General features: G+C 35.8%; 14 protein-coding genes. 9 read left to right on the forward strand and 5 right to left on the reverse strand.

Features of this window, described 5'->3' with window-relative positions; genetic code table 11:
- The first annotated feature begins 8 nt into the window (after positions 1 to 8).
- Entirely contained in the window at positions 9 to 278 is a 270-nt protein-coding gene (locus MKY94_RS06270; protein WP_144537910.1) for a UPF0223 family protein, read from the forward strand.
- A gap of 33 nt (positions 279 to 311) precedes the next feature.
- Here the strand turns inward: MKY94_RS06270 and MKY94_RS06275 are convergent, their stop codons facing one another.
- Positions 312 to 941 carry a DUF1054 domain-containing protein gene (locus MKY94_RS06275; RefSeq protein WP_342578260.1) on the reverse strand — a complete coding sequence of 210 codons (630 nt, stop codon included), beginning with the start codon at positions 939 to 941 and terminating at the stop codon, positions 312 to 314.
- A 149-nt stretch (positions 942 to 1,090) separates the two neighbouring features.
- Between MKY94_RS06275 and MKY94_RS06280 the strand changes: the two genes are divergently transcribed.
- Both MKY94_RS06280 and MKY94_RS06285 read left to right on the forward strand, forming a co-directional pair.
- Positions 1,091 to 1,288 carry a hypothetical protein gene (locus MKY94_RS06280; RefSeq protein ID WP_144537912.1) on the forward strand — a complete coding sequence of 66 codons (198 nt, stop codon included), beginning with the start codon at positions 1,091 to 1,093 and terminating at the stop codon, positions 1,286 to 1,288.
- 155 nt (positions 1,289 to 1,443) lie between these two features.
- Entirely contained in the window at positions 1,444 to 2,235 is a 792-nt protein-coding gene (locus MKY94_RS06285; protein WP_151110663.1) for an inositol monophosphatase family protein, read from the forward strand.
- 318 nt (positions 2,236 to 2,553) lie between these two features.
- Here the strand turns inward: MKY94_RS06285 and MKY94_RS06290 are convergent, their stop codons facing one another.
- Positions 2,554 to 2,742 (reverse strand): YlaF family protein, encoded by a 189-nt coding sequence (locus tag MKY94_RS06290; RefSeq protein WP_144537914.1) that lies wholly within the window; start codon positions 2,740 to 2,742, stop codon positions 2,554 to 2,556.
- A 103-nt stretch (positions 2,743 to 2,845) separates the two neighbouring features.
- On the opposite strand from MKY94_RS06290, the gene typA reads away from it, so the two are divergent.
- Complete coding sequence (gene typA, locus MKY94_RS06295) at positions 2,846 to 4,693, forward strand: translational GTPase TypA (protein WP_144537915.1); 1,848 nt, start codon at positions 2,846 to 2,848, stop codon at positions 4,691 to 4,693.
- A 21-nt stretch (positions 4,694 to 4,714) separates the two neighbouring features.
- Complete coding sequence (locus MKY94_RS06300; protein WP_225321702.1) at positions 4,715 to 5,038, forward strand: YlaH-like family protein; 324 nt, start codon at positions 4,715 to 4,717, stop codon at positions 5,036 to 5,038.
- Positions 5,039 to 5,145: 107 nt separating this feature from the next.
- Here MKY94_RS06300 and MKY94_RS06305 read toward each other — a convergent pair whose 3' ends face one another.
- Both MKY94_RS06305 and MKY94_RS06310 read right to left on the reverse strand, forming a co-directional pair.
- Positions 5,146 to 5,349, reverse strand: coding sequence for a YlaI family protein (locus tag MKY94_RS06305; RefSeq protein WP_144537916.1), 204 nt, complete (start codon positions 5,347 to 5,349; stop codon positions 5,146 to 5,148).
- Between the two features lie 12 nt (positions 5,350 to 5,361).
- Complete coding sequence (locus MKY94_RS06310) at positions 5,362 to 5,859, reverse strand: peptidyl-prolyl cis-trans isomerase (RefSeq protein ID WP_144537917.1); 498 nt, start codon at positions 5,857 to 5,859, stop codon at positions 5,362 to 5,364.
- Positions 5,860 to 6,036: 177 nt separating this feature from the next.
- Here MKY94_RS06310 and MKY94_RS06315 point away from each other — a divergent pair, with 177 nt between their 5' ends.
- From MKY94_RS06315 to pyc, 3 genes are all read left to right on the forward strand, one after another.
- Positions 6,037 to 6,318 carry a YlaN family protein gene (locus MKY94_RS06315; protein WP_144537918.1) on the forward strand — a complete coding sequence of 94 codons (282 nt, stop codon included), beginning with the start codon at positions 6,037 to 6,039 and terminating at the stop codon, positions 6,316 to 6,318.
- A gap of 63 nt (positions 6,319 to 6,381) precedes the next feature.
- Positions 6,382 to 7,548 (forward strand): FtsW/RodA/SpoVE family cell cycle protein, encoded by a 1,167-nt coding sequence (locus MKY94_RS06320; RefSeq protein WP_144537919.1) that lies wholly within the window; start codon positions 6,382 to 6,384, stop codon positions 7,546 to 7,548.
- 15 nt (positions 7,549 to 7,563) lie between these two features.
- Positions 7,564 to 11,004: a pyruvate carboxylase gene (gene pyc, locus MKY94_RS06325; protein ID WP_342578263.1), complete on the forward strand. Its 3,441-nt coding sequence runs from the start codon at positions 7,564 to 7,566 to the stop codon at positions 11,002 to 11,004.
- A 292-nt stretch (positions 11,005 to 11,296) separates the two neighbouring features.
- Here the strand turns inward: pyc and MKY94_RS06330 are convergent, their stop codons facing one another.
- Positions 11,297 to 12,214, reverse strand: a complete 918-nt coding sequence (locus MKY94_RS06330) for a heme A synthase (RefSeq protein ID WP_144537921.1) — start codon at positions 12,212 to 12,214, stop codon at positions 11,297 to 11,299.
- Positions 12,215 to 12,537: 323 nt separating this feature from the next.
- On the opposite strand from MKY94_RS06330, the gene cyoE reads away from it, so the two are divergent.
- Positions 12,538 to 13,461: a heme o synthase gene (cyoE, locus tag MKY94_RS06335; RefSeq protein WP_144537922.1), complete on the forward strand. Its 924-nt coding sequence runs from the start codon at positions 12,538 to 12,540 to the stop codon at positions 13,459 to 13,461.
- The last annotated feature ends 37 nt before the right edge of the window (positions 13,462 to 13,498 follow it).

Genomic DNA, 13,498 nt, shown 5'->3' on the forward strand with positions numbered 1-13,498 from the left:
AGTGGAAAATGGAATACACATACCCTTTTTCGTTAGATTGGTCTACAGAAGAAATTGTAGATGTAGTACAGTTTTTTGAAGCAATTGAAAACGCATATGAGAAAGGAATTAAGCGAGAAGATCTTATGAAAAAATATCGTCGCTTTAAAGAAATAGTTCCCTCCATAGCCGAAGAAAAAACTTATTTTCGTGAATTTGAAAAAGAAAGTGGCTATGCAAGCTTTCCAATAATAAAAAAAATGAAAGAACAAGGAAGCGAATCAATTATTAAAGGATAAATTAAATCCCTCCAGAGTGGAGGGATAGCTTTCTTATTTTAAATTAATCATGGTTTTGTAAATGGGAAGAAGTTGTTCAAATGTATTTTCTACTAACTGGAATAACTCTTCCTCTGTTAATTTAACCGCTTGTTTTTTAGGAATGTGACGGCCAACCAAAAATTCACCCTTCTTAACGTCTCTAAGGCGCGTTAGAAGCTCTTCAAAATCCTTTGGAGTAATATCCTTTATAGAAGTAGCCTCAGGCTTCATATGATCCCCTGAAACGATAAAATCATTTGGCAGCTTTTTAAATAGACTCTTTTTTCGAAGGAGGCGCTCTGCAATTGCCACTTTATCGGGTGCTTCGTAAATAACTGCTACTATAATAAATAAATGCGTACCCCATAATCCAATTTGGAAGTGTGGCAGCGCCTTATATCCTCTTTTGTAAGGAGCAAATGCAACCCAGCTATCCTTTGGAGGGTTAACAGATCGTCGAGCATGCTTAGCTACATGACTATAATATTCATCTCCTAATACTCCTGAAAAATAAAGGCTATATTGTTTACCTAATTCTTCAAATTTAGGTCGAACATTCTCTATAAGCGCAGTCATTCTATTTTCTAATCCTTCGATTTGAAACACTTCAAAATCTTTATCTTGCCAGAAAGTTTTACTCATATATTAACTCCTTTCAATTTCTATGTTTATTTTAGCGGATTTTTGGGTAAAAATCTTGTAAGTAGTTTTTATTAACACAATTCAATTTATAGCATAATGTAAGATAAAAGTTCCGAATATTACGATAAAATAATGGAGAGGTGTTAACTATGAAACAGGTTGTGCATATTATTCGTAAATATGATATGGAAAAGGAAAAAATTCAAACGCTAAAATTAGAGTTGGATTACCAATTAGCCACTTTATATGATGCAATGCAAGATGGAAATGAAGAAGAGATTAAAGATGCGAAGATGCAATTGTCAGAGCTTCACAAGTCACTGGATGAATTAAATGCGTTTACGTAAATTGAATTCTCCAATAGTGCCATGAAAAAACACCAGCTAATTAAAAAGACAGCCGGTGTTTTTTTCTTTATACTTATACTAGACTGATCATTTGGAAGAAAATATAAAACAGATGAACTAGTTATAACTAGGGAAATATTAAAAGGGGTGCATTTATGAACATACATATGCTAGACAAATATGCAAAATCATTGATTAAACAAGCGGCTATTCAAATAAGAAGTTCATTTTCTGAAGAACTTATCATCGAATCTAAATCAGAAGCGAATGATTTGGTTACTAATATAGACAAAGAAACGGAAAAATTTTTTATTCGACATATAAAAAGTGATTTTCCAGAACATCGTATATTTGGAGAGGAAGGCTTTGGTGACAAGATAGATAATTTGGACGGCTATGTTTGGATGCTAGATCCTATAGATGGGACTACAAACTTTATACACTTCAAGAAAAACTTTGCCATATCCTTAGGTATCTACAAGGACGGTGAAGGAATACTCGGCTACATTTACAATGTAATGGATGATGATTTAATAAGTGCAGCTCAAGGACAGGGTGCGTATTTGAATGATGTGAGAATCCCTATGCTTGAAAAAGCTAGTGTAGAGAAATCCATAATTGGAGTTAACGCAAGCTGGGTTATTCCAAACAAATTTGTCCAACATGATCAAATGATAGAACTAATGCAAACAGCTAGAGGTACTAGATCATTTGGGTCGGCAGCTATTGAGATTGCGTATGTTGCAACTGGAAGACTAGACGCCTATATGTCCATGAGACTCTCACCTTGGGACATAGCTGGTGGTATGGTAGTAGCAAAAGAAGTAGGAGCTATTGTCACTACCTTATCTAACGAACCTATAAATCTGTTAAAACAAAATTCTTTTATAGTTTCTAAACCTAATCTTCATGAACAACTGTTATCAAAATATATTATTTTAAAGTAATATGAAAAACAAACTTATTACGGTTTTGAGAATTTAGAACTAAGCATGAACAATCAACAGTTGCTTTCCACTTTAGATGGAAGTGTTTCGCATGAGAAACGAAAAGCTATCACTAAAGCAAAATAGACCTTATTAACTAAATTATCTTTAAGCTGGTTCTCCGAGTTGTAGCTGGAAGGATAAAATTCATACTAAAAAGAGGCTATTCATGACTTAAGCCATGAACAGCCTCTCAAAGGTTATGCGAATCTAATATAGATTAAGTGCAAGTCTACCTGAAATGAGGAGATGTGGCACTAAAAGTTGCGAATGCTTTAGTTATTCTAATAATCCTTGTTCACGCATTTTCTTTTTCGTTTTAAAGCCAAATCCCATTACAACAAATAACAATACTAAAAACAGTAAAGCCAACGGAATATTACGTAATGCAATTGCAATTCCTATTAAACCCATAGACAACATTGCGCCTAAAGAAAACAATACAAAAACCCATTTTATGTTACCCAAAACAATTACCCCCAAGAAAATAATGAAAAATAATATAACTTTAGTTCCACTTGTGTTATAATAGCACAGTTATGGACATGAAAAAAGAATATGGAGTGGAAATATGACAAAATTACGTCAAGATTTAAGAAACATAGCTATTATAGCACACGTTGACCACGGAAAAACGACATTAGTCGATCAATTATTAAAACAATCTGGAACGTTCCGTTCAAATGAACACGTTGACGAAAGAGCAATGGATTCAAACGACATCGAACGCGAGCGTGGGATTACTATATTAGCAAAAAACACAGCTGTAAATTATCATGACACACGCATTAACATTTTGGATACACCTGGACATGCCGATTTTGGTGGTGAAGTAGAGCGTATCTTAAAAATGGTAGATGGTGTTTTACTAGTAGTAGATGCATATGAAGGTTGTATGCCTCAAACACGTTTTGTATTGAAGAAAGCATTAGAACAAAAATTAACACCTATCGTTGTAGTTAACAAAGTTGATAAAGATTCTGCTCGTCCACTAGAAGTAGTAGATGAAGTTTTAGAACTTTTCATCGAGTTAGGTGCAGATGACGATCAATTAGACTTCCCAGTAGTTTATGCTTCTGGTGTGAACGGAACTGCTTCTTTAGATGCAGACCCTGCAAATCAAGAAGAAGATATGAAGTGTCTATTTGAAAAAATTATCGAATCTATTCCAGCGCCAGTTGACAATTCAGACGAACCTTTACAGTTCCAAGTTGCATTACTGGACTATAATGATTATGTAGGACGTATCGGTATTGGCCGTGTGTTCCGCGGAACAATTGAAGTTGGTCAACAAGTTTCATTGATGAAATTAGATGGCAAAGTTAAAAACTACCGAGTTACAAAATTATTTGGTTTCTTCGGTTTAAAACGTGAAGAAATTCAAACAGCAAAAGCTGGTGATTTAATCGCAGTATCAGGTATGGAAGAGATTAACGTAGGGGAAACAGTTTGTCCTACTGATCATCCTGACGCATTAACACCATTACGTATCGATGAACCAACTTTACAAATGACTTTCTTAACAAACAATTCTCCGTTTGCTGGTCGTGAAGGTAAATGGGTTACATCACGTAAAATTGAAGAACGTCTTCGTTCACAGCTTCAAACAGATGTATCTCTACGAGTAGAAGATACAGATTCACCAGATGCTTGGGTTGTTTCAGGCCGTGGAGAACTACATTTATCTATCTTAATAGAAAATATGCGTCGTGAAGGCTATGAAATTCAAGTTTCTAAACCGGAAGTTATCATTCGTGAAATTGATGGTAGAAAATGTGAACCAGTTGAGCGTGTACAAATTGATGTACCAGAAGATAGCGTAGGTTCTATTATTGAGTCTATGGGAACACGTAAAGGTGAAATGGTAGACATGATTAACAGTGGGAACGGACAAGTTCGTCTGATCTTCATGGTTCCTGCACGTGGATTAATCGGGTATTCAACTGAATTCATGTCATTAACTAAAGGATTCGGAATCATAAACCATACATTTGATAGCTACCAACCAGTAGTTGCAGGTCGTGTTGGTGGACGTCACCAAGGTGTACTTGTTTCTATGGAAACAGGAAAAGCAACAACATATGGTATGATGCAAATTGAAGACCGTGGTACACTATTCGTAGAACCAGGTACTGAAATTTATGAAGGTATGATTGTTGGTGAAAATACTCGTGATGCTGATATCACTGTAAATATCACTAAAATGAAACAAAAAACAAATATCCGTTCAGCAAATAAAGACCAAACTAATGTTATTAAGCGCCCACGTATTTTAACTCTTGAAGAAGCTTTAGAATTCCTAGGCGACGATGAGTATCTAGAAGTAACACCAGAGTCAATTCGCTTACGTAAAAAAATCTTAGAGAAAAGTGAACGTGAACGTGTAACTAAGAAAAAGAAAAGTGCAGATCAGGAATAGGAACTGAAAGGGTGACAAGCCTTGGAGGAACAAGATCTAGTCATTGAAAGAATGTCTTATATAGCTAGGTTTATATATGTAAATATGCCGTCCTTTACTGTGGCAGGCTATGTTTTATTTATCGTAATATTTTTATTGTCAGTGCTAGTGTACAAGCTTGGATTTGCAAAGAAATTAATGTTTAAGCAAAATGTAGTTATCTATATTTTCCTTTTGTTAGGTTGCTTAATGTTGACCTTCTTAGCATTTTTCCTTCCTGTAGTGGAAGCATTGTTAGTTGCTGCATTGATTTTAATTATATACAAAATACGATTAAAGCTAGAAAAAAGAGGCTCGACTACTTAATTAGTCGAGCTTTTTTTATGTTTAAATATAAAGAAGGAATATGATGTGGCATTTAATATTTTGACGACAAAAAAACACTAGAGGCACATTGTGTCTCTAGTGTTTTTTTAAAACTCATTTTCAATTAATCGAGAGCTTTTGTAAAAGATAAACTTACCAGTAGCAAGCCTTTCTTTTGTTTTAACTTCAATGCGGTCGTGGCATTCATCGCACATATACGTATGAATCGGTCGATTTCTTAGTTTTTTTGCTAATGGTAAATCGGTAGAAATTTCATCGATTCGGTCACAAATAACACATTGTACCTTCATAGTCCTTCACTCCTACTCTAATCGAAATGCAGTTACGTTTCTGATCGGGTCGTTTAAGTTAGAGCCATCTTTTTTAATAATGTGGACAGGACCATCTTCTCGCAATGGTTTTCCTTTATGACTAAATTTAACTAGAATATTGTCTACTTCCTCTAATGAAATGGTATGATTACCTTCATTTGTTTCGATGACTAAATTCTTAGCCTCATTTAATGGCTCGGCGTTAAGGATAAATTGTTTAAGCTCTATGCCGTAAGTGTTTGAAAGCATCTTGGTTTTCTCATATTTTTTTTCAGATTTTAAGGTAGGTGGATTTGTTGAACCTTCAATTATTTCTCGAGACCAATGAGCAGATGTTACCTTTGTATATTCTTCATCAGCATCTTTGTATTCATACTTGCCCTCAAAAAACTCATCTAAATCGATTCGGCGATCATCAAAAATCCACACAGTGGGATCAAGCGTTATATTAAATTTAACTGCTCCTGTAATAGGTATAATAAATTCCATGGAAATTGCCTCCTCTTTACTGTCTAATCTATATTAGTATACAGATAAAAGTTAAAGTTAAAAAGAATATTTCCTTATATATGTAATCTATATAAGAGAACACTTGCAATTTTGCTTATCAAAAGATACACTTTAGGGAGGTGAAGAATTAGAAATAATAATAATGGGGGCGTCCTCATGGATACTAATATACAACTTTCTTATCAAGATAAGGCGTTAGAGCTTTTAAAAAAAGATGCAGAAAAAATCGCCCAATTGATAAAAGTGCAAATGGATAACTTAACAATGCCTCAATGCCCTCTTTATGAAGAGGTTTTAGACACGCAAATGTTTGGATTATCTCGCGAAATAGATTTTGCGGTGAAACTTGGACTTCTAGAGAAGAGTGAAGGTAAAGAAATTATAGCTTCTCTTGAAAAAGAATTGTCCAATTTACACGATATCCATACAGAAAAATAAAGTTGAAACTCAAACAATCAGACTGTTTGAGTTTTTTTCTATAAAGAAATTGAGGTACCTATTATGAATATTTATTTTAAACGTTTTTTTAAAAATTTTGATTACCCTTTGTTTTTCGTTTATATTGCCCTATGTTCGTTTGGGCTTGTCATGATCTATAGTGCCAGCATGGTTTGGGCTGTTGAGAGGTACGGTTGGGAGCCGGATCATTTCTTTAACAAGCAAAAAATAAATTTGGCATTGTCCATTCCTGTATTCTTTGTGGCAGCTTTGTTTCCATACAAACATTATAAAAGTAGATTTATGATGCAGTTAATGCTTGGAGTAATGTTTATCCTCCTTATTCTCGTACACATTATTGGGGTTGGGGGAGAGAGTGGCTCTCAAAGCTGGCTTAACCTTGGTTTTGGTAATATACAGCCTTCAGAGATTGCAAAAATAGTAATAGTTTTATATTTTGCAGGAATATTTACAAAAAAATATCAAAATGGAACTTTAGACAAATTGAATGAATCAGTTGGTCCTCCATTAATCGTTTTATTCTTTGTCTTTCTTCTGATCATGCTTGAAACGGATGTTGGTAATACATTGATTATAAGCTTTGTAGCTATTTCAGTTATTGCAGCAAGTGGCATAAAGTTTAAGTCATTTTCTAAAATTATAGGTTTAATAGGAATTCTGTTAACTGTGGCATTAGTGTTTCTCTATTTCTTAAAAGATTCTCTTCTTACGGATCGGAGAAGAGGCAGACTAGAAGCCTTTTTTAACCCTTTTGATTATGAGCAGGGCTTCGGATACCAAATAGTAAACGGCTATATAGCTATCGGGTCTGGAGGTTTGAGTGGTTTAGGATTAGGGAATTCTAATCAAAAATATGGATATTTACCAGAGCCACATACAGATTTTATAATGGCTATAATAGCAGAGGAATTAGGTTTGATAGGTGTCCTCATTGTGTTATGTGGATTGTTCTTTCTGGTATTTAAGGCAATTATGATAAGTATTAAGACTAGAGATCCTCAAGCAAGAATGATAGCTGCTGGGATAGCAAGTATCATCGGTTTTCAAACATTTGTAAATTTGGGTGGAATGCTTGGCATTATCCCACTTACAGGAGTCCCTCTCCCATTCATTAGCTACGGGGGTACTTCAATCATCATTTTATCGGCAGCAATTGGGATACTGATGAATGTGTCAATGTTTGTTAAACTAGAAAAGACTAAAACATAGGGAGTTGGCAATGAGATGAATAATATTAAGAAAATAGTAGTAGCAAATAGAGGCGAGATTGCTATTCGTATTTTTCGTGCTTGTACAGAGTTAAATTTGCGTACCGTGGCTATTTATTCAAAAGAAGATAGCGGTGCCTTTCACCGTTTTAAGTCGGATGAGTCCTATTTAGTAGGAAAAGGTAAAAAGCCAATTGATGCTTATCTAGACATTGAAGATATTATTCGCATTGCCAAAAAAAGTAAAGCTGATGCTATACATCCCGGATATGGTTTCCTATCGGAGAATGTAGAGTTCGCCAAAAGATGTGAAGAAGAAGGAATTATATTTATCGGTCCAACCTCTAAGCATTTAGATATGTTTGGAGATAAGGTGAAGGCCCGTGAGCAAGCTGTTAAAGCTGGCATTCCTGTTATACCAGGTAGTGACGGACCATTAGATAGCTTGGAAGACATTCGTGCTTTCGGCAATGAACATGGTTATCCATTAATGATCAAAGCTTCCCTTGGGGGCGGTGGACGTGGAATGCGAGTTGTCCAAACAGAGAGCGATTTGGAGAGTGCTTACGATAGAGCCAAATCTGAAGCTAAGGCAGCTTTTGGATCTGACGAGGTTTACGTAGAAAAGTGTATATTCAAACCTAAACATATTGAAGTACAAATATTAGGAGATAAAGAAGGGAATCTCATTCACCTTTATGAGCGTGATTGTTCTATTCAACGTAGACATCAAAAAGTCGTAGAAATTGCTCCTTCAAATTCATTAAGCACTGAATTGAGAGATAAAATTTGTGATGCTGCAGTTAAATTAATGAAAAATGTCAGTTATATAAATGCGGGAACTGTCGAGTTTTTAGTAACCGATGATGAGTTTTACTTTATCGAAGTAAACCCCCGAATCCAGGTAGAGCATACTATTACGGAAATGATTACAGGAATAGATATTGTCCATGCTCAAATCAAAATTGCGGATGGTATCTCACTAAAGGATACGAATATGGGCATACCGGATCAGAAGAATATTCCGCTTTTCGGATTTGCGATACAATCTCGCGTGACTACAGAGGATCCGCTGAATAATTTCATGCCTGACACTGGTAAACTGGCTGTTTATCGATCTGGCGGAGGATTTGGTGTTCGCCTAGACGCAGGGAATGGTTTCCAAGGAGCTATTATTTCTCCTTACTATGATTCTTTACTTGTAAAGGTATCTACATGGGGTATGTCCTTTAAGGAAGCTGCTGCTAAGATGGATAGAAATTTGCAAGAGTTTAGGATTCGTGGTATTAAAACAAATATTCCATTCTTGGAGAACGTTGTAAAGCATCCTTCTTTTCTTTCTGGCCAGTTTAATACAAGTTTCATTGATACAACTCCTGAATTGTTCCTTTTCCCTAAGAGAAAAGACAGAGGTACAAAATTATTAAATTATATCGGTAATGTGACGATAAATGGATTCCCAGGAATAGAAAAAAAAATCAAGCCCGTATTTGGGCAAGTAAGAAAACCGAATTTTGATTTATCAGCTCCTCTTCAGCCAGGCACAAAGGATATATTAGAGCAAAAGGGTGTTGACGGACTACTTCAATGGGTGAAAGAGCAAAAGGATGTATTGTTAACAGATACAACCTTCAGGGACGCACATCAATCCTTGCTTGCTACTCGTGTGCGTTCGTATGATATGTTCAACATTGCAAAAGAGTCTGCTCACGGTATGCCTAATCTTTTCTCATATGAAATGTGGGGAGGAGCAACCTTTGACGTTGCCTATCGTTTCTTGAAGGAAAACCCTTGGGACCGTTTGATTAAAATGAGAGAAATGATTCCTAACACGTTATTCCAGATGCTTTTCCGTGGAGCAAATGCAGTAGGCTATAAAAATTATCCGGACAATGTGATTCGGGAATTTATAGCGAAATCTGCTGAAGCAGGCATAGATGTATTCCGAATTTTTGATAGTCTTAACTGGATAAAGGGAATGGAAGTAGCTATTGATGCAACAAGACAGTCCGGCAAAATTGCAGAAGCTGCTATTTGTTACACAGGGGACATTTTAGATGATTCCAGAGATAAATATACAGTTCAGTACTACAAAGATATGGCGAAAGAATTAGAGGCATTAGGGGCACATATTTTAGCGATTAAGGATATGGCAGGTTTGTTGAAGCCAGAAGCAGCTTATCGTTTAGTTTCCGAATTAAAAGAAACAGTAGATATTCCAATTCACTTACATACCCACGATACTAGTGGAAATGGGATTTACACTTACGCAAAAGCAATAGATGCAGGAGTAGATATCGTAGATACGGCTTTAAGTACAATGGCAGGCTTAACATCTCAGCCGAGTGCTAGCAGTTTGAGTTATGCGATGCAAGGTTCTAAACGTGGAGTTATTGGTGATGTAGAAGCATTTGAAAAAATTTCTTGTTACTGGGAAGACGTGCGCAAATATTATCAGGACTTTGAAAGTGGAATGATGAGCCCTCATTCTGAAATATATGTACACGAGATGCCGGGAGGACAGTACAGTAACCTCCAGCAACAGGCGAAGGCAGTTGGACTAGGGGAGCGTTGGGAAGAAGTAAAGGAAATGTATTCCCGTGTAAATCTTATGTTTGGAGATGTTGTTAAGGTTACTCCATCCTCTAAAATTGTCGGTGATATGGCACTATTTATGGTACAAAACAATTTAGATGAGCTGTCTGTTGTGACAAGAGGGAAAAAGATTGACTTCCCTGATTCTGTTATCGAATTTTTCGAAGGGTATATTGGGCAACCATATGGCGGATTCCCAGAGGAGCTTCAAAAAGTCGTTTTAAAGGACCGTAAGCCTATTACAGTAAGACCTGGAGAACTATTAGAACCAGTAGACTTCCAAGCTGTTAAGGAGCTATTATTTAACAAATTAGAGCGTCCTGTAACTAGTCAAGAAATATTAGCCTATACGTTATATCCAAAAGTGTTTGATGAGTATTGTGCAACTGAAAAAAACTTCGGTGATGTTTCTGTTCTAGACACCCCTACTTTCTTGTATGGGATGAGATTGGGTGAGGAGATCGAGGTTGAAATAGAGGTTGGTAAAACATTAATCATCAAATTAGTTTCAATCAGTAAGTCTGACACGGAAGGAAATCGTATTATCTATTTCGAGCTTAATGGTCAACCACGTGAAATTAAGATACAGGATATGAACAAAGAGGTAAGTCATCTTTCTAAGCTTAAGGCTGATGTGTCAGATGAAAGTCATATTGGTGCTACAATGCCAGGGACTGTGCTGAAGATGGTAGTTGCAACTGGCGAGAATGTGAAACGAGGTCAGCATCTGATTATTACAGAAGCGATGAAAATGGAAACAACCGTCCAGGCCCCATTCGACGGAGTGATAAAAACTATTCATGTAAGCGCGGGAGAAGCAATATCAACAGGGGATTTATTAATTGAAATGGATAAAGCATAAAGTTTAAAAATCTGGAGCAAATCTTCTAATAATAGATACTAGAATACAAAAAACGTAAGCAAGCTAGAGAATCTAGTATGCTTACGTTTTTAGTTTTTATTAAACTAAATTGCCTTGAACTATTTGCTTAGTCACTTTGAACCTATTAGATAATTTAAAAATAAAGCTATATTCCGCAGTATTACAAGATAAATTCTATCTAAAGGGCTAAACAAAGGGTTGAAAAGGCGTATTTGATGCTTTTATTTCTATAATTACTTAAAATAGAAGTAGAGGAATGAAATTTTGTTTTCTATTTTTGGTTGTTTAACTTGCTTCTGGATAAAAGTAATATCAAATAGCATAACAAACCAAATAAAAGAGAAATGAATAAGGAATGTAATAATGCAATATAAAGATTTAGACTTGAAAGCACTACGATCATACCTGTAATTACTTGGCAAGTAACAAGGGTTAAGGAGATAATCCAACTCCAATATATTGCTCGTTGGCTTTTATAGTACTTGATCACATGAATAGCTATGATTAAAATCCAAATGAATATAAGGCCAGCAGCAGCTCTATGTCCCATTTGAACCCATTCGTACATATTGGTTGGCAGAGCAAATTCCTTGTTGTTACAAAGCGGCCAGTCTTTACAGATTAAACTAGACTCTGTATGGCGTACTAAAGCTCCAGTATAAATAACAATGTAAGAATATAAAGTTACACCAATAGTATGAAACCTTAATGTTTTACCGATTCTAATTTTGTCAGTATCAAATTTCCTATCTACCTCAAATATTAAAAGCGTTAAAAGTAAAACAGCTGCAAATGAAATAAGTGATATACCAAAGTGTAATGCTAGGATAAAATCTCCTTGGCCCCATTTAACTTGAGCGGCACCAATTAAAGCTTGTAATACTAGAAAAAAGAAGGCCATAAATGATAAGAACTTTGTTTCTCGGACATGTCCCAATGCACGCCATGACCATATAGATAATGCTACGATTAATATTCCAACTGCCCCTGTAACTAGGCGATGTGAAAATTCGATTAAGACTTCAGCTGTGATAACGTCGGGTATAAGCTGTCCATTACATCCAGGCCAATGTCTACCACACCCCATGCCACTGTCTGTTTTTGTAACAAGTGCGCCACCTAAAAGTATAAGAAGCATACCTATTGAAGAAGCTACAGCCAGCCATTTTAAATACTTGTTTATTTGCAATACCTCACCTACTCTATGTATATATGCTCGCTTTCAAAAAGCGGTGTCTGCTACTAGATAATATCGAAACCTGAGCAAAAAAACAATGTAAAACAACCGAACACTTAAATATGACAAATTCCATTCACAAATTGTTCATAAAATCGTTGATTAAGATTCACACATAAGGGGGGGAAATGATTTACTATTGATATGTTCAGTAAAGAAACACTTAACAGTAGGACTATTATGCGAAAATTTCTTTGAGTGTAGAAATATGTTAGAGTTTTCGCTATAGTATAAGGTAGCGGAGTATGCTTACAACTTAGAAAGGAGGGTGCAGCATGTCAAATAGTCATTCTATAACCGCTAATACCGAAACGGAGAGCCAGCCTGTGGCTTCATCTTTTATGAAAGACTTTCTTTCATTGATAAAAATTGGAATCGTGAATTCTAATTTAGTTACAACTTTCACAGGTTTATGGCTAGCTTTCCAGTTTACTAATACAAATTTTCTTCATGAACTAGATTTATTGTTCTTTACGCTTTTTGGATCGGCTTTAATAATTGCAGGTTCTGCTGCGATGAACAATTTCATTGATCGTGATATTGACCCCGTTATGAAGAGTAAAAAAGGCAGACCAACTGTCACTGGAAGATTTAGTCCCTCAGCCGTGCTGATGACTTCTTTCACGTTTCTAATTGTAGGCGAGATTTTCTTATTTATGGCATCTACCTCTGCTGGGATTTGGGGATTAGCTGGTATAATCAGTTATGTCGTTCTTTACTCTATGTGGTCTAAAAGAAAGCATGTTAGTAACACAATTGTCGGTAGTATTTCTGGTGCAATCCCACCGTTAATCGGTTGGGCTGCTGTAGAGCCAGGACTAAGTTTGGGTGCATTAGGCTTGTTCTTAATAATGTTTGCTTGGCAACCACCTCATTTCTATGCTCTTGCTATGAAACGTACGGAAGAGTACAGAGCAGCTAATATTCCAATGTTACCTGTTGTAAAAGGATTCAAGCGTACAAAGGTTTCTATGCTTCTTTGGGTAATTTTATTATTCCCACTTCCATTGTTTTTAATGGAGCTAGGTACTGCTTTTGTCGTATTGGCTACAGCATTAAATGTTGGATGGCTAGTATTAGCTATTAAAGGATTTAAAGTAGAAGACGATATTAAATGGGCGACAAAAATGTTCGTTTATTCATTGAACTATATGACTATTCTATTTGTATCAATGATTATCTTCTCAATGTTTGTTTAATTTTTGGGATTCTTTCTTAGTCAACAAGAATTCATAT

Origin of the sequence: Psychrobacillus sp. FSL K6-2843 (assembly GCF_038626375.1) — a bacterium.
Classification (GTDB): domain Bacteria; phylum Bacillota; class Bacilli; order Bacillales_A; family Planococcaceae; genus Psychrobacillus; species Psychrobacillus faecigallinarum.